Raw genomic sequence first — 25,733 nt, 5'->3', positions numbered from 1 at the left:
AAAAACTAATAAACGGCGGGTACAGAAGCAACTCCTTCGGAAATAAGCCGAAATTCTCCAAAAATTAAAGAACAATTTTCGGAAATTCCTTCTTATTTCTCGGAGTTAAACACTTCTGTCCCGACCTCTTCTTTTTATTCCTTAGTGCTAAATGTTTTGGTATCTACCTCTTTTTTAAACAACGCTTTTAGTTCTTTGATAAAGTAGCGACCAATCGGACTGATTTCCCGATTTTTGGGAAAGAGTAAACAAATACGATTTTCCAAAGCTGGCGCCAATGGCACTAACCGAATTTCTTTCTTCGTAAAACCCGTTACGACTCCTGAACCAGAAGCATAAGCATTGGTTTCTACCAACAAATTCATCAAGGTTCCACGATCTGTAGTATGAATGACCGATTCCTGTTCAGGAATTTCAACTAAATCTTCAGAAAAATAGGAAAAATTGCTTCCTTCTTGATTAAAGCGGACTTGTGGATAGGGAACTAATTCCTCTAAATGAATTTCTTTTTGCTTGGCTAAAGGATGATGATTTCCTAAAAAAATGTGTGTATTAAAAGTACTAATTACCTCGTAGGCTAGATTAGCTTGTTCTAAATACCGTTCAATACTGACACTATTTTGTTCATTTAAATAAATAATCCCCAACTCACTGTGAAATCCTTTGACGTCTTCAATTACTTTTAAGGTTGTGGTTTCAAAGACACGAAAATCTTTATATTGATCCCCATACTTTTTAAGAACTTTGGCAATTACCTCACCTAAAAAATCGTAATGTTGCGAAGAGATGGAGAATCGTTCGCTGGTCACTGTCTCGCGATAGCGATTTTCCAATAACTCCATTTGAACTAAGACTTTCTCTGCTTGTTCTAAAAAAACCATTCCTTCTTCTGTTAAAAAAGCGCCCTTATTGGTACGTAAAAAGAGGGAAATCCCTAGTTCTTCTTCTAATTCCCGAATACTATTTGACAAGCTAGGTTGTGTAATAAATAGTTTTTTGGCTGCTTCCCGAAAACTCCCATTGTTAGCTATGGCAGCAACATACTTCATTTGTTGAATATTCAACACTTTTTCCTCCACACACTAATCATTTGAAAAATAAATCTTACGCCCATTCAACGGCTGAAGGGGCCGATTGTTAAAGGCCAACATTCCTTCCTTGATCTTATTTAAAAAGGCTTGATCCATTTTTTGAATGGTATCAAATACAAACCATTTCACTGGACCCTTAGTTGGCGGTGTTGTTAACGAGCCTACATAATGGTAGTGTAGACGCTCCTCTGGTAAAAAGATTGACGGATTAAACCATTGTTGGTGCGTGCCGTTTTCCCAGTCCATCGGATGATTCGCTTCTGAAAAACGATTTTCTTCCTCTGTGATGTTAAACAGGCAACCGACAACTAAATTTTCGCCAGCATCATTCATATGAACCAAATGGAATTCTAGCGGATACTGCTTTCCCGACAGCAAATGTTCGCTAGGCATATGAAAATGGATATCGGTTAAATGATACGCAACATTTTCAAACATTACGTAACTTTCCGTATTTGGTGGTACAAAATGAAACGTATTTTTGAATTCCTTTTCAGTGAATTCTTCTTTTTTATAATGAAACGTAATCTGAGAATTTATTGTCTCAGCACTTTCTTTTTCTAAAGCAATTGGCGATTGATAAGCAAACTTAGCACCTTCTGCAAACCAGTCACATAGCGTATGCCAATGTTCTGGTCCATCGTTGCCTGTATAGCTCCATTCAACGTCCATATTTTTTATTTTTTTCATACACTCTTCCTTCATTTCCACATAGTAATCAGGTAAAACTCATGTTAAAACTCTATCCTAACATCTTTTCTACGTCAAACAAAAGAACTTAGATCATTACGCTCCTCGGCAAATGACCTAAGTTCTCCTACCGTTAAATCTGGTTACTGAAAATGACACTAAAAATCAGACGACAAGAACCATCTTTAGTTCAACGGTTATTTGCCCCAGTTTTCAGGATCTTTTTTCCATTCTTGTAATAAGGTAACATCTTTTTCTTCGATATAATTTGCTTCTAATGCAGCATCAATTAAAGTTGAATAATTGGTTAACGTTAGTAACGTCATCTGTTTATCTGCAAAATTTGCCGTTCCTTTGGGTAACTCATAAGTGAAGATTGCCGCAACGCCTAAAACCGTTGCTCCTTCACGTTCCGCCGCTTCTGCCGCTTCTAACACGCTACCGCCTGTTGAAATTAAATCCTCGATAACTACCATTTTTTGTCCTTCAGAAATTCGGCCTTCAATTTGATTCCCTTTGCCGTGATCTTTGGCTTTACTGCGGATATAAACCATTGGTAATCCTAAAATATCGGCTACCCATGCCGCATGTGGAATCCCTGCGGTAGCTGTCCCAGCAATCACTTCGACTTCTGGGAAAGTCTCTTTAATTTTTGCCGCTAAGCCTTCTGCAATTTCTTTACGCACAGCAGGATAACTCATCGTGATACGGTTATCACAATAAATCGGACTTTTTATGCCACTTGCCCAGGTAAACGGCTCATTAGGGTTTAAAAATACCGCTTCAATATCTAATAAATCTTTGGCAATCTTTTTTGCTACTTTTGTCATGTTACTTTCCGCTCCAGTCTTTTTTGATTTCTTGATAGGCTTCATAAGGATTTTCTGCTTGGGTAATAGGTCGGCCAACAACGATATATGTGGACCCGATTTCGCGAGCATGTTGCGGCGTAACGACCCGTTGTTGGTCACCTACTGCACTTCCTGCTGGACGAATACCAGGTGTTAAGCAAATAAACGTTTGCTTGGTTGCTTCTTGAATACCACGAGCTTCTAATGCTGAACAAACCACGCCATCCAGACCCGCTTTTTCCGCACATTTAGCATAATGAATGACACTTGTCTCTAAAGGAACGTTGATTAATTGATCGTGCTGCATCTCTTCTTCACTAGTAGAAGTCAACTGGGTTACAGCAATTAACTCAGGAACCTTAGCGCCTGGCTGAGTCCCTTTGATTAGACCTTCCTTAGCTGCTTGCATCATTCGAACGCCCCCTGCTGCATGGACATTGGTAATGGCAACGCCTAATTTTGCTAAATTTGTCATCGCTTTTTCCACAGTATTCGGAATATCATGTAATTTTAAATCCAAGAAAACATCGTGTCCTTGTTCTTTAAGCCAGCGAACAATCGCTGGTCCTTCTGCGTAAAAAAGTTCCATCCCCACTTTAACAAACAAGGCTTCTTCCTTAGGAAATTTTTCTAAAAAAACAGCCACTTCTTTTTGCGTGGGAAAATCTAACGCAATAATTGGTCTATCGTGCATTTTGCTGCCCCTCTCTCACTTCTTTAATTAATTGTTCCAACGATTCAATACCTAACTCTTCCATTCGCTTAGGTAATCCGTCAATCAACTTCGGACAAATATATGGATCTGTAAAGTTGGCCGTACCAACACCGACAGCGCTAGCACCTGCCATGAACATTTCCAAGACATCATCCACTGTTTGAACACCGCCCATTCCAATAATTGGCAACTGAGAAACACTGGCGACTTGTCGGATTAAGCGAATAGCAACAGGTTTAATGGCTGGGCCAGATAGTCCGCCAGTTTGATTGGCTAAAATAGGTTTTCTCGTTTTTAAATCAATGCGCATCCCTAGCAATGTATTAATCATAGAAAAACCGTCTGCGCCCCCTGCTTCAATTGCTTGGGCGATCGGCACAATGTCCGTTACGTTTGGTGATAGTTTAACATAAATCGGAACAGAGGCGACTTTTTTGACTGCTTGTGTTAATTGAAAAGCAACCTCTGGATCTGTACCAAAAGCTATGCCGCCGTGTTTCACATTGGGACAGGAAATATTCAGTTCAATTGCTTTGACGTTAGGCGCTTGCCCAATTTTTGCGCAAACAGCCACATAGTCCTCTTCGCAAGCACCTGCAACATTTGCGATAATCGGTAAGTTAGGGTATTTTTCTAATTTCGGTAATTTTTCTTGCATAACCACGTCTAAGCCTGGATTCTGCAATCCAATGGCATTTAGCATACCACTAGGTGTTTCAGCTACACGTGGTGTGGGATTTCCATATCGTGCTTGGGGGGTTGTTGCCTTAATCATAATTGAACCTAATTGATCAAGGTCATAATAGTTAGCATATTCTTCCCCGAACCCAAAGCAACCACTGGCGGGAATAATTGGATTTTTTAATGTTAAACCTGGAATTGAAACGGCTAAAGGATTTTTCATTATAAGATAACCTCACTTGCTTTAAAAATCGGACCTTCATCACAGACCTTGACACTTTTTGCTCCAGTAGTGTCTCCTTTTTTATGGCAAACGCAGGCATAGCAAGCCCCAATTCCACAGGCCATCCGTTCTTCTAAAGAAAGGTAAACGTGTGGATGTGTTGGAAATAAAGAATCAATTGCTTTTAACATACCATTCGCACCACAAGCATAAACTGCATCAGGGATCCGTCCTTTTGCTAACGCTTCTGACAATAAACGGCCCACGTTGCCATGAGCGCCAAACGAGCCGTCATCTGTGGCAAAATGTGTTTCTCCTAATGCCATAAATTCTTGTTGGTAATAAGCAACCTCTTTTGATGCATAACCAAGAAAATGAATCACTTTCACGCCTTTTTCATTGAGTTGTTTTGATAATTCATACAATGGGGGAATCCCGATTCCTCCGCCAACGATAAAAGCAGTTTGACCAGCTGCTACGGTAGTTATATCAAAGCCGTTTCCTAAAGGACCTAAAATATCTAATTGTTCACCAGCCTTCATGGTGGCAAACACTTCCGTTCCAGCGCCTTCGACTCGATAAATCAAACGACAGGTTTCATTCGAATGATCAATTTGGTTGATGCTAATCGGTCGCCGCAAAAGTAAATCTGCACGCGGAACCTTGATATGCACAAACTGTCCAGGTCGTGTCATCTCTTTCACTAACTCGCCTTGTAAGTCTAACTGATAAATCCGTGGCGCTAACTGTTTTTGATCTACAATGGTCATCATTTCTTGCTTTCTCTGCATCAGTATCCTTCACTCCTTTATTCTCTGATTCCCCTATAAATGATTTTCTATTTCTTCGTAAAAGAATCTGGAACAGTCCTCCTTAGACGATTGTTCCAGATTTTTGCTTAAATGGCTTCTGTCGTAAAGGCTCTTGATTCTAAAACTTTTAAAATCGCATTTGCTGTGTCAAGTGAGGTAAACAATGGAATCCCATGTTCGACTGCTTCCCGACGGATTGAAAACCCATCTTGGTTGGCACTGGAACGATTTTTATCCATGGTATTGATTACCACTTGTGCATTCCCATTGCGAATGACATCCAGCACGGTTTCCCCTTCAGGATTAGAAATTTTCGTCACTTTCTTAACAGGCAACTGATGCTTCGCTAAAAAGTCAGCGGTTCCTTCCGTTGCGACTAAACTATAGCCAATTGCTGAAAAACGCTTAGCAATTTCTAACGCCTCTTCTTTTGTTTCATCAGCAATGGTGAAAAGTACAGCCCCATAACTTGGCAAATGCAAGCCAGATGCTTCAAAGGCTTTATACAAGGCTTTTTCTAAATAATAATCACTACCCATAACTTCCCCAGTTGATTTCATTTCAGGCCCTAAGTACGTATCTACTTTTTGTAGTTTCGTAAAGGAGAATACAGGGGCTTTCACATGAACTTGTTTACTTTCAGGGTATAATCCATCTTGATATCCTAGGTCAGTCAATTTCTCACCAAGAATCGCTTTTGTAGCAACTTGGGCCATCGGAATCCCTGTGATTTTACTTAAGAAAGGAACTGTTCGACTCGCACGAGGATTCACTTCAATCACATAAACACGATTTTCATGAATAACAAATTGAATATTCATCATACCTACACAGTTTAAACCAAGTGCCAGTTTTTTTGTATAATCGGCAATCGTTGCTTGAATTTCTTGAGAAAGATACTGCGGTGGATAAACCGCCATTGAATCACCAGAATGCACGCCAGCTCGTTCAATATGTTCCATAATCCCTGGAATTAGTACTGTTTCACCATCACAAATGGCATCAACTTCACATTCTTGTCCCAATAAATAGCTATCAACCAAGACAGGATGTTCTGGAGAAGCTTTGACTGCATGTCGCATATAATCTTCCAAATCCTTTTGATTTTCGACAATTTCCATTGCACGACCACCTAAAACATAACTTGGACGCACTAAAACGGGATAGCCGATACGATCAGCAATCACGACTGCTTCTTCTGCACTTGTGGCCGTATCTCCTGGTGGTTGAGGAATCGCTAACTCTTGCAAAGCTTGTTCAAATAAATCACGATTTTCCGCACGATCTAAATCTTCAATCGTTGTTCCAAGAATTTTAACGCCTTGTTTTGTGAGCGGCTCAGCTAAATTAATCGCTGTTTGTCCACCAAATTGGACGATCACGCCAATCGGATTTTCTAAATCAATCACATTCATGACGTCTTCTAAAGTTAATGGCTCAAAGTATAATTTATCAGAAACAGAGAAATCTGTTGAAACTGTTTCAGGATTACTATTCATAATAATTGCTTCATAACCAGCCGCTTGGATCGCTTTGACAGAATGAACCGTTGCATAATCAAACTCGACCCCTTGACCAATGCGAATGGGACCAGAACCTAATACTAGTACAGAAGGCTTTTTCGAAACATTGCTTTCGTTTTCCACTTCATACGTGCTATAAAAATAAGGCGTGTGTGATTCAAACTCTGCAGCACACGTATCCACCATTTTATAGACGGGCACAATTTGATTGGCTCTGCGGAAGTCAGCGACAGCTTGTTCTGTTTGTCCCCAAAGTGCTGCGATTTTCCGATCAGAAAAACCATTTTGTTTGGCTTCTTTCAAAACAGCTACGTTGTCCACGTGACTTTCAAGGGCTGTTTCAATTTCGATAATGTGTAAAAGTTTATCCAAGAAGAATAAATCAATTTTCGTTAAACTTTGTAATTCTTCGATGCTATATCCTCTGCGAATGGCTTCTGATAAGTAGAACAATCGATCATCTTGCGCATGGACCATTTTCTTCGTTAATTCTAAATCACTGACATGACTTAGTTCTTCTAACTCGTTGTGATAAGCACCAATTTCTAAAGAACGAACTGCTTTTAATAAGGATTCTTCAATATTGCGGCCAATTGCCATGACTTCCCCGGTTGCTTTCATTTGCGTTCCTAGTTCTCGAGCACCTTTTTCAAATTTGTCAAAAGGCCAACGAGGAATTTTGGAAACAACATAGTCCAAAGCCGGTTCAAATTCGGCATAAGTGGTTCCAGTAACTGGATTTTTCATTTCATCTAATGTTAAACCAACAGCAATTTTTGCGGCTAACTTCGCAATGGGATACCCTGTGGCTTTACTAGCAAGTGCAGATGAGCGAGAAACACGAGGATTCACTTCAATCACATAATAATTAAAGCTATGCGGGTCCAAAGCTAATTGAACATTACAGCCACCTTCAATTTTTAATGAACGAATAATTTTCAAGGACGCATCTCGTAACATTTGGTATTCATAATCTGATAAAGTTTGACTCGGAGCAAAAACAATCGAATCCCCAGTGTGAATGCCGACAGGATCAAAGTTTTCCATGTTACAAACCACAATCGCATTATCAGCCGAATCACGCATTACTTCATATTCAATTTCTTTAAAACCAGCAATACTTTTTTCAATTAAACATTGTGTAACTGGTGATAATTTCAGACCGTTTTCGGCAATCTGACGGAGTTCTTCTTCCGTATCACACATGCCGCCGCCTGTTCCACCTAAGGTAAATGCGGGACGAACGATAATTGGATAGCCAATTCGTTTGGCAAAAGCCACGGCTTGTTCCACCGTATTGACAATTTCACTTTCTGGAATCGGTTGTTCTAATTCTTCCATCAATTGTTTAAATAAATCACGGTCTTCCGCTTGGTCAATCGCACTGAGCTTTGTTCCTAGCAATTCTACATTTAGCTCATCTAAAATTCCTGATTCCGATAATTCCATCGCCATATTTAATCCAGTTTGACCACCTAATGTTGGTAGAAGAGCATCAGGACGTTCTTTTCGCAAAATTCTTGAAACAAATTCTAAAGTAATCGGTTCAATATAAACATGATCCGCGATTTCTTTATCGGTCATGATGGTCGCTGGATTTGAGTTTACTAAAACAACTTCATACCCTTCTTCTTTTAGCGCTAAACAGGCTTGTGTGCCTGCATAGTCAAATTCTGCTGCTTGTCCAATAATGATTGGTCCTGAACCAATCACCATGATTTTCTTGATGTCCGTTCGTTTTGGCATTAGTTTTGCTCCTTCCATGCATCCATTAATTCCATAAATTCGTCAAATAAATGAAGACCATCGTGCGGTCCTGGAGCCGCATCTGGGTGATATTGCACAGTAAAAGCTGGATAATCTCGATGACGCACGCCTTCAACCGTTCCATCATTGACTTCCACGTGGGTCACAAGTAATTTTTCTGGATCAATTGTTGCTTCATCTACGGCATATCCGTGGTTTTGTGAAGTGAAATCAATGCGTCCTGTTGCAATTTCTCGTACAGGATGATTCAAACCGCGATGTCCAAACTTCATCTTATACGTATCCGCACCATTCGCTAATGAAAATAACTGATGACCTAAGCAGATACCGAAAATTGGAACTTTTCCTTGGATTGCTTGAATCATTTCAATAGCTTCAGGCACATCTTTGGGATCTCCAGGCCCATTTGTCAACATGACACCATCGGGACTTAATTCTAAAATCTCTTCGGCCGTTGTATTATAAGGCAACACGGTTAAGTTGCATTGCCGTTTTGATAATTCTCGCAAAATACTATGTTTCAACCCGAAATCAACGACGACTACATTACGCCCAATACCTGGACTCGGATAAGGCTTAGTGGTGGAGACTTGTGCCACTTGATTTTTCGGCATGACTGTCGCTTTTAATTGATCAAACGCATGCGGCAAATCATCCACGGCATCAATGATGCTCCCTTTCATTGTTCCAGCTGATCGTAACTTACGAGTCAGCGCACGCGTATCAATTCCTGAAATTCCCGGAATCCCTTTGCGCTTTAAAAATTCATCCAAGGTCATTTGTTGACGCCAATTTGAAGCAACCCGCGCATGCTCTTTAACAATGACACCTTTACAGGTTGGTGCAATGGATTCATAATCATCTCGGTTGACCCCGTAATTTCCAACTAATGGATACGTAAAAGTAATCATTTGTCCATTAAAACTTTGGTCAGTAATTGCTTCTTGGTAACCTGTCATGCCAGTAGTAAAAACAACTTCTCCTACTACATTGCCTTCTGCACCAAACGCTTTTCCTTCAAATACTGTTCCGTCTTCTAAAATCAATAACCTTTTCAAACCTACTGCGCCTCCTCCGACCAAGCTAATACTCCGTCAACAAATGTCATAAGTGTCTTTCCTTTGACTGTCCACCCTGTAAATGGTGTATTGACAGCCATTGATTCAAATGCTTCTGCATCAATTGGTGCAGCTGTTGCTAAGTCAAAAACTGCAATATCTGCTGGTGCACCAATTGTTAGTGTTCCTGCGTTTAATCCAAAAATTTCTGCCGGTTTCACTGCCATCCAATCAATCACTTGTTCTAATGTGAAAATGCCTGTTTCGACAAAGTTCGTATAAATCAATTGGAAGGCCGTTTCACTACCGACAATGCCAAAAGGTGCGTTTAAAAATGATTGTTGTTTTTCTTCTAAACCATGGGGCGCATGGTCGGTAGCAATACAATCAATCGTGCCATCTAACAAACCGTCAATCAATGCTTGTCGATCTGCTAAACCACGTAATGGCGGGTTCATTTTCCAAAACCCTTCGTCACCAGGAATATCCTCATCGACTAAAATTAAATGGTGTGGCGAAACTTCGGCTGTTACGTGAATCCCTGCTTTTTTAGCATCCCGAATAACGCGCACGCTTTCTTCTGTTGAAACATGACAAACATGATAATGAACGCCTGTTTCTTTTGCTAAAGTAATATCCCGAGCAATTTGTGAAGCTTCCGTTGCACTTAAAATCCCTGGTAGGCCTAATTTCTTAGAAACTTCTCCTTCATGCATCACACCACCAAATAATAAAGATTCATCTTCCGTGTGCGCAACAAGTGCCATATCTAATGCAGCCGCTTCTTTCATGGCTAAGTACATCGTTCCTGCCGTTTGGACACCAACACCATCATTCGTAAATGCAAAGGCGCCCGCTTCTTTTAAGGCCTTCTGATTGGTTAAAACTTCACTCCGTAGCTCTTCTGTAATGGGGGCATATTGTAAAACTTTCACGACTGCATCTTTTTGAATTAAGTCGTAAACCTCACTTAATTTTTCAGCCGTATCTGGTACTGGATTCAAATTGGGCATTGCGCAAACCGTAGTAAAACCACCGCGAGCAGCAGCTTTACTACCCGTTTTAATCGTTTCTTTATACGTAAAGCCTGGTTCTCTAAAGTGAACATGCACATCGACCAAGCCTGGCGTGATTAGTTGCCCGTTCGCATCAAACACTTGCTCAAAATCTGCTTCGTCAAACGATTCTCCGATTGCGTGAATCACACCATTTTCTAGCCAAAGTGCTGCCTCAATCAATTGATTCTCTTTTTTGATGATTTTCCCATTCTTAATTAACGTCTTCATTTCTCCACCTAGGCCTTTCCATGTAAAATTGCTTCTAAAATTGCCATGCGCATAAAGACTCCGTTACTCATTTGCGCGACGATTCTTGATTGCAGACTTTCCACTAATTCATCTGCCAGTTCAACATCCCGATTGACTGGCGCTGGATGCATAATAATTGCGTGTTTCTGTAAACGAGTTGCCCGTTCGTTGGTTAAACCATATTCCAAATGATAGCCTTCTTTTGAAAAACTTTCCTTACCATCATGACGTTCGTGCTGCACGCGAAGCAACATCATCACATCGACTTTTTCAACAATTTCATCTAATGGCACATATTGTCCATAGACATCAAACTGATGATCGTACCACTCTTCTGGACCTGAAAAATAAATTTCAGCGCCTAAACGGTTTAATAACTGCATATTTGATTTAGCAACGCGAGAATGTGTAATATCTCCCACAATCGCCACTTTCAAGCCTTCAAATCCACCAAATTCTTCATAAATGGTCATCAGATCCAATAAACATTGTGTAGGGTGTTGTCCACTCCCGTCCCCACCGTTAATAATAGAACATTGAATCGTTTTACTTTGAATCAATTCATCGTAATAATTTTCTTTACCATGACGAATGACTGCTACATCTACACCAATTGCCGACATCGTTAGTACTGTATCGTATAACGTTTCTCCTTTTTGAACAGAACTTCTACTTGCTTCAAACTCAATCACTTCTAAGCCTAATTTTTTCTCAGCTACCTCAAAACTTTTATGTGTTCGAGTACTATTTTCAAAAAACAAGTTTGTTGCAAAATATTGACGTTCTTCTGGGTGCCATTTTGCCCCCTGTTTAAATTCTCCTGCGCGACGGATTAACCCCATGACTTCACGGTCGGTTAAAGCCTCAGCAGTTAAAAGATGTTTTAAACTAATTCGTTCAGATGTAATAATCATTCGTCCAGTCCTCCTACTGTTCTTCGCTACGTGCGTTTTCCGGTAAAATTAAATTCAAAACAATTCCTAAGACGGTTGCTAATGCCATTGAAGACAATTCAAAGGTTCCTACTTTGAAGACTAAGCCACCAATGCCGATGACTAAAATTACTGAAGCAATCAATAAATTCTTTTTCTTATCAAAATTAATCTTATTATCGATTAAGATTTTCAAACCACTTGCGGCAATCACACCGAACAAGACGAAACTAATTCCTGAAATAACTGGTCCTGGGATACTTAGAATCAAGGCACTTAATTTTCCAACAAATCCTAAAGCTACAGCGAACACCGCGGCTCCACCAATCACGAAGACACTGTGTACTCTTGTAATTGCCAGCACGCCGATATTTTCACCATAACTTGTAACTGGCGGTCCACCAACAAAACCTGCTACAATTTGCGCTAAGCCATCTCCCATTAAAGTTTTAGATAAGCCTGGGTCTTGGAAAAAGTTGCGCTTGGTTAATTTATTCAAGACCATTAAATGACCAATATGTTCTGTCATTGTTACAAAAGCAATTGGTGCCATTGTTGTAATGGCATTTAAATACAATTTCGGTTCATATTGAACAAAAGGTACTTCAAAATTCGGTAAAGCAAACCAAGCAGCTTCTTTAATAGGGGTTAAGTCAATAATTCCGAAAGCTAAAGCGACTAGGTACCCACTGACAATTCCCAAAAGAATTGGAATTAATCCTAAGAAGCCTTTGAAAAACATGTTGTAAAAAATGGTTAAGCCTAAAGTAATCAAGGCTACGGCAATATATTTAAAATCATAAACGTTGTTGTTATACATTGCGTTATTTGCGGCATTAGCTGCCAAGCCTAAACCGATAACCATCACGACAGGTCCTACAACGATAGGCGGTAAAATTTTATCCAACCAGTCAGAACCAATTTTTTTAATGATTAATGAAACGATTAGGTATACCAAACCAGTTGTCATAGCACCTTGGGCAATGGCTGGATAACCATCACTCTTCATTAACATCTGCATCGCTGCAATAAAAGCAAAGCTACTGCCAAGATAAGCGGGGATTTTTCCTTTTGTAGTAATCAGATAGACCATTGTTCCTAATCCTGAACTGACTAACGCAATCCCTGGGTCAATTCCCACTAAGATTGGTACTAAAACCGTTGCGCCAAACATCGTAAATAAATGTTGTAAACTTAGGCCAACCCAGTGAAAAGCTTGCGGTCTGTCTTTAATATCTAAGACTGCATCCTCATTTCGAAATTCTTTTTCTGACAACGTTGTTCACTCCTTTTTATTCGTTTCCTTTACTGATCATAATACGATCTGCGCCGTCACGCTCTTCCATTTCCACAATAATTTCCTCAGTTTTTGATGTTGGAATATTTTTTCCTACATAATCGGCACGAATCGGTAGTTCCCGATGCCCACGATCTACTAAGACTGCTAAAGAGATTTTTCTCGGACGACCTAAATCCATAACAGCGTCCATCGCAGCACGAATGGTCCGGCCCGTGTACAAGACATCATCCACTAAAATAACTTCTTTACCTTCAATTGAGACTGGTACGTCAGAAGAATGTAATTCAGGTTCCTCCATATCTTTCACATCATCACGATACAAAGTAATATCTAATTCACCAACTGGCACGTCAATATCTTCTAATTGTTTTAAGCGTTCGGCTAGACGTTGTGCAATGTATATCCCACGCGTTTTAATTCCTACTAAAACAATGTCTTGAATTCCTTTGTTTCTTTCAATAATTTCATACGAGATTCGAGTAAGCGCTCGTTTCATTGTGACTGCGTCAACAACTTCTTTCTTTGGCATAATAATTTCCTCCTCATTTCTTTTTTATCTACGTCCTCGCTGTCTTGGGATCAGCGATTCTTCCTTCAATTGAGCAGCTGAAAAATAAGTGGGTTTTTATTGAAATTGTCCTGTTATTTTTTCCAACAAAAAATCCTCCTACCCGTATGAGGATAGGAGGATGTTGGTTACAGTTTAAAAAGGTACAAGGGTACCATGTAGCCCACACAACTTACTAACTAAGCGCACCTAGTGTTCTTTTGCATGATTCCTTCTTAGCCTCACGGGACTAAACTTAAAGGTTACAGTTATTTAGTTATTTTTCTTCTTAAAAAAGAGTTTACCTCTTCTTCAGAAAAAAATCAATGATTATTTCTTAATTGGTGTAAAGTTTTTTCAAAAACTTCTGGTAAAGGTGCTTCAAAGACTAATTGTTCACCTGTAGTAGGATGTGTAAAGCCTAATAACTTCGCATGTAAAAATTGTCCATTGCCAGGCAATGTTTTTTTCGGTCCATATAATGGATCTCCAGCTAATGGATAACCGATATATTTCATGTGAACACGGATTTGATGTGTCCGGCCTGTTTCTAGTTGTAATTCAACTAAGGTAAATGCATCAAAACGCTCTAAAACAGTAAAATGCGTGACTGCTTCTTTACCGCCTTCAATGACCGCTTGCATTTTTCGGTCAACCTTGGAACGACCAATAGGCGCATTTATCTCTCCCTTATCGTGAGGAATAACACCGTGGACCAAGGCGACGTATTTGCGTAACGATGTTTTTTCTTTTAGCTGTTTCGCTAATGATTCATGGGCTTGATCATTTTTAGCCACCATCAATAGCCCCGAAGTATCTTTATCAATTCGATGAACAATTCCGGGTCGCACCACATCATTAATCGCCGATAAGTGATCCGCATGATGAAGTAACGCGTTCACTAATGTACCATTGGGATGCCCTGCCGAAGGATGAACAACCATGCCTTGAGGTTTGTTGACGACAATCACATCATTGTCTTCATAAACAATGGTCAAAGGAATATCCTCTGCTACCATATCTAGCACTTCTGGTTCAGGAATTGTTACAACAATTTCATCGCCTGCTGTAACTTTGTAATTTGCGCGGACCGTTTCACCGTTAACTGTTACGTGTTTTTCTTTTAACCATTGTTGAATTTGCGAGCGGGAATGATTGGGTAAATGTTCACTTAATACTTTGTCAATCCGGCCTTTTTCTGTTTGAATCGTTACGTTAATTTGTTCCATTTTTGCCTTCCTTTGCTGCTTTTTCATCTAAAATCAAATAAATAAATATACAAATAACGCCGACCACTAACGTACTATCTGCAACATTAAAAATAGGAAAATTCATAAAATCCGTTTGGAGCATGTCCACCACGTAGCCTAAACGTACACGATCAATAAAATTTCCAATGGCACCTGCTAAGACAAAAGATAAACCTACAGAATACCAGATACTTTTTTTATAATTCTTAATTAATAAATAAATAATCACGACACTAACAATTACTGTGATGACATAAAAGAATATCATCTTTCCTTCTAATAAGCTCCAAGCAGCTCCGGTATTTCTTAAATGGGTCAGCGACAAAAATCCAGGAATGAATTCTTTTGTTTCACCCAAAGAAATGTTTTGGACCGTCAAATATTTGCTCCATTGGTCAAGCCCTACTAATAAGGCACTGATTAAAAAATATACTACTAACAATCGCGTCATTCCTTTTCTCTATGAATACTTGCTAAATCTCTTGGTCGAACAATGCCTACTAACTCACCATTAGGATGGCCACTTTTACTAATAAGCACAGCTTCTAAGCGTGGCTGCTCCCGAAACATTTGTTCAACTTCAAAAACGGTTGCTTCAATGGAAACAAATTGATAGTTGCTGCGTTTATAATTTGATGCCAACAATTCTCGCACCGTTCGGTTGGCAATGTGAACTTCGCCTTTGGTGCTCTCAATGGCAAACCATACACCAATCCCTCGAACCGTGATTAATCCTTTAAATACACCTTTTTCATAAATCGGAAATTGAGAATATTGTTTTTTTGCAATAATCGTTAATAACGTTTCTAAAGAAGTGGTGATTTCAAAAGCTGTAACACGTTTCGCAAATTTAGGCACTACTTTTTCTGGTTTTGTTAAAGCTTGTTCAATCGTTTCAATTCGTTGAACTGCCCATTCGTTTGGCTCTGCAATTACAAAATCATCAGCAATTCGCTCATGAACGATGGCATTTCTTAACTGAGCCATTTGAAGCAAATCCTCTTCAAATTGAGCAATCTGTCCTTTTTCTTTTCGGGAAAGACGTCTTGTCATTTCACTGAATCCCATATTGACAGGATTGTTCAGTCTCTCTCTCATCCACTTTTCAATGCGATTAAAGTGTGCTAAAAATGTATCTGCTCGTTCCCCCATAGTCGTTGCTCCTTATAATAAACTACGCAATAAATTTCCGTCATTATTTTTTATTGAGCTACTTTCAAGTATATACTAAAAATAGGTCTCAGGAAAGAGCGGCTTTAAAAGAGACCGCTCGCTTGACCCGTTTCGTCCACATCCATATTTAACGCAGCAGGAACCTTCGGCAAGCCAGGCATCGTTAAAATGTCACCCGTTAACGCCACGATAAACCCCGCACCGATTTTTGGAACTAGTTCACGAATCGTAATCGTAAATCCTTCTGGCCGTCCTAATTTTTGAGGATTGTCAGAAAGTGAATACTGTGTCTTCGCCATGCAAATTGGTAATTGATCCCAACCATTTTTTGTAAAGTCTGCAATTTGCTTTTGTGCTTTCGGAGAAAAAATCGCCTGTTCCCCGCCGTAAATCGTTTGTACAATGGCTTGAATTTTTTCTTCAATTGTTTGGCGAGGGTTATATAAAGGTTGAAACTGTTTTGTATTGGCTTCAATCTCTGCTACTACTGTTTTCGCTAGATTCGTGCCACCTGCGCCACCTTGCGCCCAAACACTTGTTAACTCGACGGGCACGCCTAACGCTTGGCATGCTTCTTTCAATAGTTGAATTTCTTTTTCTGTATCCTGTGTAAACTCATTAATTGCAACAACTACTGGTACATCATAACGTTGCATGTTTTGAATATGTTTTTCTAAGTTGGCAAAGCCTTTTTGTAACGCTGGTAAATTTTCTTCTGCTAACTGATCTTTCGCCAAACCGCCATGCATTTTCAACGCGCGAATCGTTGCCACAATCACAACGGCATCGGGTGCTTTCCCTAAAGAAGGTACTTTAATATCTAAAAATTTTTCGCCACCCAAGTCGCCACCAAAACCTGCTTCTGTTACGACATAATCCCCTAGATGCAAAGCCGTTTTTGTCGCTAAAATACTGTTACATCCATGAGCGATATTGGCAAAAGGACCACCGTGAACAAAAGCTGGAGTTCCTTCAATCGTTTGAACTAAATTAGGTTTTAAGGCGTCTTTTAATAATAAAGTCAGGGCACCTGCCACGTTTAAATCTTTAACCGTCACCGGCTCTTTTTGGTCATTATAGGCGACAATAATCCGACTTAAGCGTTCTTTTAAGTCCGTTAAATTTTGCGCTAAACAAAGAATCGCCATAATTTCGCTCGCCACAGTAATATCGAAACCGTCTTCTCTTGGTACACCTTGGAAAGGACCGCCTAAACCAACAACGACCTGTCTGAGCGCACGATCATTTAGATCCACTGCCCGTTTCCAAATCACCCGTCGAGAATCAATCTTTAATTCATTTCCTTGCTGTAAATGATTATCTAGTAACGCAGCTAAGGCATTATTGGCTGTCGTAATCGCATGCATATCACCAGTAAAATGCAAATTGATTTCTTCCATTGGTAATACTTGTGCGTAACCGCCACCTGTTGCGCCACCTTTAATCCCCATCACAGGACCTAATGATGGTTCTCTTAGGGCAATAACGGTTTTTTTATTGATTTGATTTAATGCATCTCCTAAACCAATGGTCACGGTTGACTTTCCTTCTCCTGCTGGCGTTGGATTAATCGACGTAACGAGGATTAATTTACCTTCTGGTTGCGCTTCTAAGGATTGAAGCGTCGGAAAATCTATTTTCGCTTTGTATTTCCCATAAAGTTCTAGCGAATCTTCTGAAAGACCGATTGTTTCGGCAATCTCTTGAATAGGTTTTAATGTTGCTGCTTGTGCAATGTTAATATCTGTCTTCATAACGGACCCCTTTTCAATTCTTTATCGTCTTTGTGACACATTGTTTCTTTTAAATTATAGCTTGTATTGAATAGAATGGCTAGAATAACCTTTTTTAAACAACCCAACCATTGACGTTTGGTAGCCTTTTCTCGTATAATGAAAGTGTCTTTACAAATCTAAAAGGAGCGTGAATTGGATGCAAAAAGGAATTGTCAAATGGTTCGATAACAGAAAAGGTTATGGTTTTATCGTTTACAACGAAGAAGATGAGATTTTTGTCCACTTCACTGCTATAGAAGGTGACGGATTCAAATCACTTGATGAGAATCAATCTGTAGAATTCGAGATAATGGAAGGCAATCGTGGGCTACAAGCAGCACATGTCAAAAAAATAGATAACTAAAAAAGCTGAACCAACAGCGCTTAGCTCCAAAAAGTAAGTAAACGTAGCGTTTGTTTCAGCTGATTATTTTAAGATTTTGAGAGTGGGTCACCAGTCGTTTCGACTTATGACTCACTCTTGTTTTTTTCTTCTTTTTTATGAAGGCCCAAAGAATGATCTTCTGCTACCTTCAATTCAGGCTTTTTTACCTTAAGTGCCTCAAGAAATAACGGAATCGTTTTCTTTTTCATTAAAAAGACTTTTGAGCCTTCCTTAAATTCTGAGGAAAAAATTTCGATGCTTTTTTCATTGTAGGTTACTTTTTCTATCTGAGAAAGCGGAAGTGCTTTTTTGCGAAACCACAAAACATCTCTGACAATTAAAGATGTTTCTGTCATATTAAAAGACCGCGCAATTCCTAGATAAGCAAACACAAAAAATGGAACCATCACCAGATTACTAATCAAGTAAGGACCATTATTTTCCAATGCTAAAATTAAACTAATAAATAATATACAAAATGTGCAAGACCAGTAAATAATTGTTGATGCTAATTCTGGCTGCCAATAAAATTTCTGTTTTTTCATAAAGTGCCCTCACTACTTCTGGATCAACGCCGCTAAATTTAAATATGTTATAATAGTAACATACTTTTTTTAAGAACAAAAAGAAATTAGGAGTAATTTTATGTTAAGAATTTATGTAGATGCGGCAACAAAAGGCAATCCAGGTGAATCTGGCGGCGGTATCGTTTACCTCACCGACCAATCGCGGCAACAATTGCATGTGCCTTTAGGCATTGTTAGTAATCACGAAGCCGAATTTAAAGTGCTGATTGAAGCTTTAAAACAAGCGATTGCCAATGAAGACAATCAACAAACCGTTCTTCTCCACTCAGATAGTAAAATTGTTGTCCAAACAATTGAAAAAAACTATGCTAAAAATGAAAAGTACCAGCCTTATTTAGCAGAATATCAACAACTAGAAAAGAATTTTCCTTTGCTCTTAATCAAATGGCTACCTGAAAGTCAAAACAAAGCGGCCGATATGCTCGCACGGCAAGCATTACAAAAATTTTATCCCAATAAAAAGTAGCACTGTTTACTTAATGCTTTTCCTTTATTAATTTGATAATTAAACACGTGGAGCAAAAATCACTTGGGATTTTTGCTCCACGCTTAAAAACAGATAAACGGTTCTGTCTCGACTTCTTCTTATAGCCCACTTATTCTTCTGTCGTTATTTCCGCTAATTGCCCATTGGTTAGCGAAAGGATTGCTTCAGGTGCTAATTCAATTTGCATGCCACGTTTGCCTGCAGAAACAATAATTGCAGAATATTGTTGAGCTTCTTCAGCCAAATAGGTGGGAAATTGTTTTTTCATCCCAATTGGTGAACAGCCCCCACGAATATAGCCTGTGGTTGCTTCTAAATCTTTTAAGTGAAGCATTTCTACCTTTTTGTTGCCACTAGCTTTCGCTAATTTTTTCAAATCTAATTCTTGATTACCAGGAATGACAGCCACGACTGGACCTGTTTTATTACCTACTGTAACCAAGGTTTTAAAAATTCGTCCTTTTTCAATACCTAAACTTTCAGCGACACTTTCTGCACTTAAATGATCTTCGCTCCAAGCGAATTCATATTCTTTATATGGTACTTTATGTTGTTCCACCATGCGCATCGCATTCGTTTTTTGTTGTGTTTTTTTCTTTGCCACTTTTTTCACCTTCTGAATCACTTGTTTTGTTCGAATGTCTTTAAATAATTTCTTAATACTTGTACGGATAGTTGGCCTGGTGCAGACGCTTGCTGGGCTGAGCCAAAAGTTAGTGCCGATCCGAACAGTTGACCTGTTACGCGACTAATCATCCCTAACTGTCCCATTGACATAGTAACGATTGGAACGGATGCATAATGGGTGTACATTTCATTGGTTGCTGAAAGTAACGTAAGTACATCTGTCGCATCTTGTGGCATCACAGCTATTTTACAAATATCTGCCTGACGCATTTGCATTTGGCGTAACCGCGCGACAATCTCCTCTTGCGATGGTGTTTTCTGAAAGTCGTGATTACAGAGAACAATTTTAATCCCCGCCTTTTTAGCTTCGTGAATTAACGTATCTGCCGCCAGCGGATTCGCAAATAATTCAATATCTAATAAATCCAACGCACCCTTTTTCACTAATTCATGATACAAAGCAAAATAATTTTCCTCGGAAAAAGCCATTTCGCCGCCTTCTTTTTGTGTACGAAAAGTTAACAATAACGGTTTTTGCCCCAACCGTTCCATTACTTGTTGTGAAAGATTACATACATCGGAAAAATCAGCGACATTTTCATAATAGTCTAAACGCCATTCCACCAAATCACAATCTAGTGTTTGGCTCGCCGTTGCTTCGGCCAAAATATCCTCGGCTGTTCGAGCAACAATGGGCACCACAATTTTGGGATTGCCTTCACCTATTCGCACATTTTTGACTATAACTGGCTTCACAGTTCCACCTAACTTCCTCGTTTATTTTTCTCTCTTCATATCATACCATTTCTCTTCTTTTTTGCAATTTAAAGAGCTACAAAGACACCTAGAATTAGGAATTTCCTAACACTAAATGTCTTTGTTTGGGTTATTTAACTCTTTCTGTTGTTACGTTAAACTTCCGTACTTTGTAACTGATACATATCCGCATAAAGGCCACCTTCTGCCAGTAACGTTTCGTGCGTTCCTCGTTCTACAATCTGCCCTTTGTCTAAAACTAAAATCAAGTTTGCATCACGAATCGTCGAAAGGCGATGCGCAATCGCAATTGTCGTTCTTCCTTGTCGCATTTTGGCTAATCCTTCTTGAATCAATCCTTCTGTTTCTGTATCAATATTAGCGGTTGCTTCATCTAAAACTAAAATTTTGGGATCAGTTACAATTGTTCGTGCAAACGAAATTAATTGACGTTGTCCGCTAGAATAACTCGCTCCTCGTTCAATGACTTTCGCATGATAGGTATTGGGTAACGTGTGAATAAATTTATCCGCCTGAACAAATTCCGCAGCCTGTTTAATTTGTTCATCTGTGATGTTTGGATTCAGTAAACGGATATTTCCAGCAATATCTCCATAAAACATGAAAGCATCCTGTAATACCAAGCCCATCTTTTCCCGTAATTCTGTCATGGGAAAATCACGAATGTCACGATCATCAATTAAAATCTGCCCTTCATAAAATTCATAGAAACGCATGAGTACATTAATAATTGAACTTTTACCACTTCCAGTATGACCGACTAAAGCGACGGTTTCCCCGGGATTTGCAACAAAGCTAATATTTTTCAATACTTCGTTTTTGCCGTCATAAGAAAAAGTAACATTACGAAATTCAATTTTCCCGCGAATAATTTCCCCATTCGCACCTACTGATTGTTGCGGTGTTAATTCTTCCGTATCCATAATTTTTAAAATACGACTACCTGCGACAATCCCATCTGTAAAGATACTTAGGAAGTCCATCATTTGTGTCATCGGATTAAAAAAAGCTTGGACATACGTTACAAAAGCATAAATCATCCCCGCTTCTACAGGAGAATGTAAAGCATCGATGCCAAACATAGTTAAGGCCAATGCAATCGCCAACGTATACAACAAATTAATGATGGGACTTAATAATAACGAATTCATACGAATCATTGCTACTCGTGTTTTTAAATAGTCATCATTGGTTTCTTCAAATTCTTTTTCCAAACGTTTTTCTTGGCGAAATTGTTGAATGATTTGCATACCAGAGATGTATTCATTTAGTTTGGTGTTTAATTGACTTAATTTTTCCCGCATACTGCGATATAATTTTGAACTAAATTTTTGGTAATACCAAATTACAACTAATAAAATTGGCAAGAAAATTAGACAATAAAATGAAATTTCTGGACTGAGTTGAAACATTGCAAAAAATGACGAGATTACGGCAAAAATTCCTGTAATCACCATTAGGAATACATACCAGAATTCAAACAATGTTTCTGTATCGTTGGTAACACGAGACACCGTCGAACCCGCTGGTGTTTGATCAAAATAACGCATACCTAAAGTGTGTAATTTTTCAAATAATTTCACTCGTATATATTGATACGTTTTTAAAGAAGCCATCGAATACAAATACCATTGGAAAAACCAAACAATACTTTTGACAATGACACCAAAAAAATAAATAGCAGCAAAAGTTAGAATCACTTGCATTGTAGCAGTTTTAGGCGTTAAATAATTATCCATAAAAACTTGAATGACTTTAGGCAAAAGAATATTGATAATTGATAAGCCAAATGCAAAGAGAATAGCTGTGTAAAACATGCGTCGAAACGGTTTGGCAAAACGAAACAAACGCTGAACAATCGTTAATTGTTCTTTCAGCGGTAACTCTCTGGACCATTCGGATTGATACTTTTCTTCCATTAACTCTCACTCCCTTCAATTTTCGCTTCTAATTGCTGTTTTTCCCACATCCGCTGATACCAACCCTTCTGAGTCAGTAACTCCTGATGTGTCCCCCGTTCAATAATTTTCCCTTCATCCAACACTAAGATTTCTTTTGCATGCATGACACTACTTAAACGATGCGCTGTAATAATAGTGGTTTTTTCTTGGCGCGTTTCTTTTAGATTTGATAAAATCGCCTCTTCAGTCTTCGCATCGACTGCAGATAAGGCATCATCTAAAATTAACAATTCTGGTTCAACAATCAAGGCCCGTGCAATAGAAATCCGTTGTTTTTGTCCTCCAGAAAGCGAAACGCCACGTTCCCCAACCATTGTGTCATAGCCTTCAGGGAATGCTTTAATTTCTTGGTTAATAAATGCTAATGCTGCCGCTTGTTCAACTGCTGCTTGTTCCAAGTCTGGTTTAGCAAAACGAATGTTATCTCGTACCGTCATGGAAAAGAGAAAATGGTCCTGTGGCACGTACCCCATTGCACCCATCAATGCATCTAATGTGTAATTTTTAATGTTATGTTTTCCAAAGAAAATCGTTCCTTGGTATTGGTCATATTCACGCATCAACAATTTCAAAATAGTGGTTTTACCAGCGCCTGTTTTGCCAACAATCCCCAAGGTTTCTCCTTCTTGCAACGAAAATCGGATATTTTCCAAAGCCACCGTCTCTTCTTTTGGATAAGAAAAAGAATCAATCTTCATTGAAATTGTCCCTTGCGCCATTGTTTTGATGGCATCTTTTCGTTCGATAATATGCGTTTTTTCATGTAATAATTCGTTCACACGATCGTAACTAGCATTCCCACGTTCTAACACATTAAATAAGCGCCCAATCGCAAACATTGGCCAAACTAGCATCCCAATATAGGCAATGAAAGAGACCAACTGACCTAAACTAATCGTTCCTTCCATGATGAAACGACCACCAATAATAATTGTCAAAACATAAGAAACACCAATAATCAGCGTAATAAACGGATCAAATAGTGCATCTAAAAAGTTCGTTCGTTTATTTTTGACGATAGCATCATCAATTTTCTCTGTAAAATCAGCAAGATCTTCTTTTTCTTGCCCAAATGTTTTAATGACTTTAATTCCAGTGATACTTTCTTGTGTTTTATCATTAATCGCTGAAAAAGCAGCTTGTGAATCTCGAAAGGCATCATGCAACTTAGAACCTAGAACTCGTGAGGTGACCGCTAATAAAGGCAGCGGTAATAAAGCAATTAATGTTAAGCGCCAATCGACAAATAGAACCATTGCGATAATCGTTGTTCCTCCCGTAATCACAGAGTCAGCAAATGTTAAAATCCCAGCTCCAGCCACATTTTGGATGGCATTTAAATCATTGGTTGCATGCGCCATCAAGTCACCTGTCCGATATTTCTGATAAAAGATGCTATCCATTTTTGTGAAATGATGAAATAATTGAGTCCGTAGCTCTTTTTCCAAACGAGCGGCACTCCCCCAAATATGCATCCGCCAAATATAGCGAAAAAGATATTGGGCAAGCCCAGCACCAATCAAGAGTGCAACCCACACGATAATTTTCGTTAAGCGAATTTCTTTGTTAACGATTTCATCTACAACGACGCCAATAACTTTGGGCGGGACTAATTGAACAAGAGCGACCATCATTAATGAGAAAACCCCAATAATATAACTTTTTTTCTCTTGCTTAAAAAACCAGCCTAATTTTTTGAATATGGACATTCAGTTGTCCCTCCTTTTACTTTGTTGTTCTACGAAGACTACTTTCGAGCTAGAAGGTTTCTTCGTTATTGTTGTTTTTGATTAAACGTCTCGCTCTTTTCCTCCTAGATTATCCTATTCTCCCGCAAAACAACAAAAAAACGGACTGAAAATCAGCCCGTTTTTACACTTATTCATGATTACCTGAATAACCTTTACTATTTTCCTTGGTTTTTCATTTGTTGCATCATTTGTCTAACCTTTTTCTCTGACGGTTTTTGACCCATTGATGCCATCATCATGCGTAACATATCCTCATTAACGGGAGGATTTTTTTTGAAATAATCTTGCATATATTTGCGTGCAAGGAAAAAGCCCCCTGCAGCGCCTACTAATAAAGCGATTACTGCGATTAATACTACCCAACCTGTTGCCATTGAAACTCTCTCCTCTCCGTATAGTTTTGCTCTCAATGAATTATTTTACTAGAAATAGCAAAAAAAGAAAAGTTCTTTTTGCGGGATTTCTCTTAAATAATGAAAAAAGTCTGATTTTTTTGCAAAATAGTGATTAAAAGTCAAAAATATACGCTCTTAAATGTCAATAGGACCTTTAAGAGCGATTGTTGCTTTAGTTTTGTCCTTGAATTTTTTCTAATAATTCTGGATCAAATGTTTGATTTTTTAACATCGCAATTTCAAAACCGTAAGGGGCCTTTTTATTTTTTTTGTCTTCTCCGACATAAGGTGTTTCTAAAATTTTTGGTAAAGCAGTTAATTTTTCATGGTGAACCACACCGTTTAAAGCTTCAAAACCAATAGTGCCAAAACCAATATTGGCATGACGATCTTTATGTGAGCCCATAGGATTTTTAGAATCATTCACATGAATGACTTTTAAACGATCCAATCCGATAATTTTATCAAATTCAACTAATACGCCATCAAAATCATCTTTTACATTATAACCTGCATCATTAATGTGGCAAGTATCCAGAGTGACAGAAAGCTTATCATTTAGCGTAACTCCGTCAATAATCGCAGCTAGTTCGTCAAACGTACGGCCGATTTCGGTTCCTTTACCAGCCATTGTTTCTAAAGCGATTTGAGGGATTTGCTCTTTCCACAAGACTTCGTTTAGACCTTTAACAATTTGTTTGATGCCGGCTTCTGGACCTGCGCCAACATGCGCACCTGGGTGTAACGTGATTTGCGTTGCTCCCAACGCTTGTGCTCGCTCAATTTCTTGTCGCAAAAAGTCAACGGCAAAACCGAAATTTTCCGTTTTAATTGTATTACCTAAATTAATAATATACGGGGCATGAACGACGATATTACTTAAATTGTGTTCCTTCATAAAAGCTTGCCCAGCTTCAATATTCATTTCTTCAATCGGTTTCCGGCGCGTGTTTTGTGGCGCACCTGTATAAATCATAAAGGTTGTTGAGCCATAACTAGCCGCTTCCTCGGCAGAGCCTAATAGCATTTTCTTGCCACTCATACTAACGTGTGATCCTAATAACATGT

25 protein-coding genes are annotated in these 25,733 nt (G+C 38.9%); 2 read left to right on the top strand and 23 right to left on the bottom strand.

Annotation, left to right across the window (positions count from 1 at the left end):
• Positions 1-134: 134 nt before the first annotated feature.
• The 16 genes from IGK86_RS07200 to IGK86_RS07125 form a co-directional block, all read right to left on the bottom strand.
• The gene (locus tag IGK86_RS07200; protein WP_002361904.1) at positions 135-1,064 is read right to left on the bottom strand and encodes a LysR family transcriptional regulator; all 930 of its coding nucleotides are present in this window, start codon (positions 1,062-1,064) and stop codon (positions 135-137) included.
• Between the two features lie 18 nt (positions 1,065-1,082).
• A complete protein-coding gene (locus IGK86_RS07195) occupies positions 1,083-1,796 on the bottom strand; it encodes a carbonic anhydrase (RefSeq protein ID WP_016616868.1) in 714 nt (237 codons plus the stop codon).
• A gap of 182 nt (positions 1,797-1,978) precedes the next feature.
• Positions 1,979-2,611 carry an orotate phosphoribosyltransferase gene (gene pyrE, locus IGK86_RS07190; protein ID WP_002357418.1) on the bottom strand — a complete coding sequence of 211 codons (633 nt, stop codon included), beginning with the start codon at positions 2,609-2,611 and terminating at the stop codon, positions 1,979-1,981.
• Between the two features lies 1 nt (position 2,612).
• The gene (gene pyrF / locus IGK86_RS07185; RefSeq protein WP_002374722.1) at positions 2,613-3,326 is read right to left on the bottom strand and encodes an orotidine-5'-phosphate decarboxylase; all 714 of its coding nucleotides are present in this window, start codon (positions 3,324-3,326) and stop codon (positions 2,613-2,615) included.
• The gene (locus IGK86_RS07180; RefSeq protein ID WP_002379493.1) at positions 3,316-4,254 is read right to left on the bottom strand and encodes a dihydroorotate dehydrogenase; all 939 of its coding nucleotides are present in this window, start codon (positions 4,252-4,254) and stop codon (positions 3,316-3,318) included. The genes pyrF and IGK86_RS07180 overlap by 11 nt, the downstream gene beginning before the upstream one ends.
• A complete protein-coding gene (locus IGK86_RS07175) occupies positions 4,251-5,042 on the bottom strand; it encodes a dihydroorotate dehydrogenase electron transfer subunit (protein WP_016616869.1) in 792 nt (263 codons plus the stop codon). Before IGK86_RS07175 ends, IGK86_RS07180 begins: the two co-directional genes overlap by 4 nt.
• 107 nt (positions 5,043-5,149) lie before the next feature.
• The gene (gene carB / locus IGK86_RS07170; RefSeq protein ID WP_025193983.1) at positions 5,150-8,332 is read right to left on the bottom strand and encodes a carbamoyl-phosphate synthase large subunit; all 3,183 of its coding nucleotides are present in this window, start codon (positions 8,330-8,332) and stop codon (positions 5,150-5,152) included.
• On the bottom strand, positions 8,332-9,411 hold the full coding sequence (locus tag IGK86_RS07165) for a carbamoyl phosphate synthase small subunit (RefSeq protein WP_002360175.1): 1,080 nt from the start codon (positions 9,409-9,411) through the stop codon (positions 8,332-8,334). Before IGK86_RS07165 ends, carB begins: the two co-directional genes overlap by 1 nt.
• 2 nt (positions 9,412-9,413) lie before the next feature.
• A complete protein-coding gene (locus IGK86_RS07160; protein ID WP_438742251.1) occupies positions 9,414-10,697 on the bottom strand; it encodes a dihydroorotase in 1,284 nt (427 codons plus the stop codon).
• Between the two features lie 8 nt (positions 10,698-10,705).
• Entirely contained in the window at positions 10,706-11,632 is a 927-nt protein-coding gene (locus IGK86_RS07155) for an aspartate carbamoyltransferase catalytic subunit (RefSeq protein ID WP_002357411.1), read from the bottom strand.
• A 13-nt stretch (positions 11,633-11,645) separates the two neighbouring features.
• Positions 11,646-12,926, bottom strand: a complete 1,281-nt coding sequence (locus IGK86_RS07150) for a solute carrier family 23 protein (protein WP_002357410.1) — start codon at positions 12,924-12,926, stop codon at positions 11,646-11,648.
• A gap of 16 nt (positions 12,927-12,942) precedes the next feature.
• Positions 12,943-13,482 (bottom strand): bifunctional pyr operon transcriptional regulator/uracil phosphoribosyltransferase PyrR, encoded by a 540-nt coding sequence (gene pyrR, locus IGK86_RS07145; RefSeq protein WP_301280621.1) that lies wholly within the window; start codon positions 13,480-13,482, stop codon positions 12,943-12,945.
• Between the two features lie 338 nt (positions 13,483-13,820).
• Positions 13,821-14,726: an RluA family pseudouridine synthase gene (locus IGK86_RS07140; protein ID WP_002371061.1), complete on the bottom strand. Its 906-nt coding sequence runs from the start codon at positions 14,724-14,726 to the stop codon at positions 13,821-13,823.
• On the bottom strand, positions 14,713-15,189 hold the full coding sequence (gene lspA, locus IGK86_RS07135) for a signal peptidase II (protein ID WP_002360174.1): 477 nt from the start codon (positions 15,187-15,189) through the stop codon (positions 14,713-14,715). Before lspA ends, IGK86_RS07140 begins: the two co-directional genes overlap by 14 nt.
• Before the next feature lie 5 nt (positions 15,190-15,194).
• Positions 15,195-15,899, bottom strand: coding sequence for a CBS domain-containing protein (locus tag IGK86_RS07130; protein WP_002360173.1), 705 nt, complete (start codon positions 15,897-15,899; stop codon positions 15,195-15,197).
• Between the two features lie 104 nt (positions 15,900-16,003).
• Positions 16,004-17,674 carry a formate--tetrahydrofolate ligase gene (locus IGK86_RS07125; RefSeq protein WP_016616873.1) on the bottom strand — a complete coding sequence of 557 codons (1,671 nt, stop codon included), beginning with the start codon at positions 17,672-17,674 and terminating at the stop codon, positions 16,004-16,006.
• A 178-nt stretch (positions 17,675-17,852) separates the two neighbouring features.
• Between IGK86_RS07125 and IGK86_RS07120 the strand changes: the two genes are divergently transcribed.
• Positions 17,853-18,059 (top strand): cold-shock protein, encoded by a 207-nt coding sequence (locus tag IGK86_RS07120; protein WP_002357404.1) that lies wholly within the window; start codon positions 17,853-17,855, stop codon positions 18,057-18,059.
• Positions 18,060-18,163: 104 nt separating this feature from the next.
• On the opposite strand, the gene IGK86_RS07115 is transcribed toward IGK86_RS07120, so the two are convergent.
• Positions 18,164-18,625 carry an EbsA family protein gene (locus tag IGK86_RS07115; RefSeq protein WP_002357403.1) on the bottom strand — a complete coding sequence of 154 codons (462 nt, stop codon included), beginning with the start codon at positions 18,623-18,625 and terminating at the stop codon, positions 18,164-18,166.
• A 100-nt stretch (positions 18,626-18,725) separates the two neighbouring features.
• Here IGK86_RS07115 and IGK86_RS07110 point away from each other — a divergent pair, with 100 nt between their 5' ends.
• Positions 18,726-19,133 (top strand): ribonuclease HI family protein, encoded by a 408-nt coding sequence (locus IGK86_RS07110; protein WP_002357402.1) that lies wholly within the window; start codon positions 18,726-18,728, stop codon positions 19,131-19,133.
• Positions 19,134-19,263: 130 nt separating this feature from the next.
• Here IGK86_RS07110 and ybaK read toward each other — a convergent pair whose 3' ends face one another.
• The 6 genes from ybaK to IGK86_RS07080 all read right to left on the bottom strand — a co-directional run bounded on the left by ybaK (position 19,264) and on the right by IGK86_RS07080 (position 25,731).
• Positions 19,264-19,779: a Cys-tRNA(Pro) deacylase gene (ybaK, locus tag IGK86_RS07105; protein ID WP_016616874.1), complete on the bottom strand. Its 516-nt coding sequence runs from the start codon at positions 19,777-19,779 to the stop codon at positions 19,264-19,266.
• Positions 19,776-20,537: a type I 3-dehydroquinate dehydratase gene (aroD, locus tag IGK86_RS07100; RefSeq protein ID WP_010712514.1), complete on the bottom strand. Its 762-nt coding sequence runs from the start codon at positions 20,535-20,537 to the stop codon at positions 19,776-19,778. Before aroD ends, ybaK begins: the two co-directional genes overlap by 4 nt.
• Before the next feature lie 155 nt (positions 20,538-20,692).
• Positions 20,693-22,477, bottom strand: coding sequence for an ABC transporter ATP-binding protein (locus tag IGK86_RS07095; RefSeq protein ID WP_438742247.1), 1,785 nt, complete (start codon positions 22,475-22,477; stop codon positions 20,693-20,695).
• Positions 22,477-24,228: an ABC transporter ATP-binding protein gene (locus IGK86_RS07090; RefSeq protein ID WP_438742245.1), complete on the bottom strand. Its 1,752-nt coding sequence runs from the start codon at positions 24,226-24,228 to the stop codon at positions 22,477-22,479. Before IGK86_RS07090 ends, IGK86_RS07095 begins: the two co-directional genes overlap by 1 nt.
• A gap of 197 nt (positions 24,229-24,425) precedes the next feature.
• Positions 24,426-24,644, bottom strand: coding sequence for a YneF family protein (locus IGK86_RS07085; protein WP_002357397.1), 219 nt, complete (start codon positions 24,642-24,644; stop codon positions 24,426-24,428).
• Between the two features lie 193 nt (positions 24,645-24,837).
• Positions 24,838-25,731 (bottom strand): deoxyribonuclease IV, encoded by an 894-nt coding sequence (locus IGK86_RS07080; protein ID WP_002357396.1) that lies wholly within the window; start codon positions 25,729-25,731, stop codon positions 24,838-24,840.
• Positions 25,732-25,733: the final 2 nt, after the last annotated feature.

This window comes from Enterococcus sp. DIV1206 (genome assembly GCF_051712485.1).
Lineage (GTDB): Bacteria > Bacillota > Bacilli > Lactobacillales > Enterococcaceae > Enterococcus > Enterococcus faecalis.
Note: the sequence above shows the minus strand (reverse complement) of the source record. Positions and strands in the feature narration are given on the sequence as shown.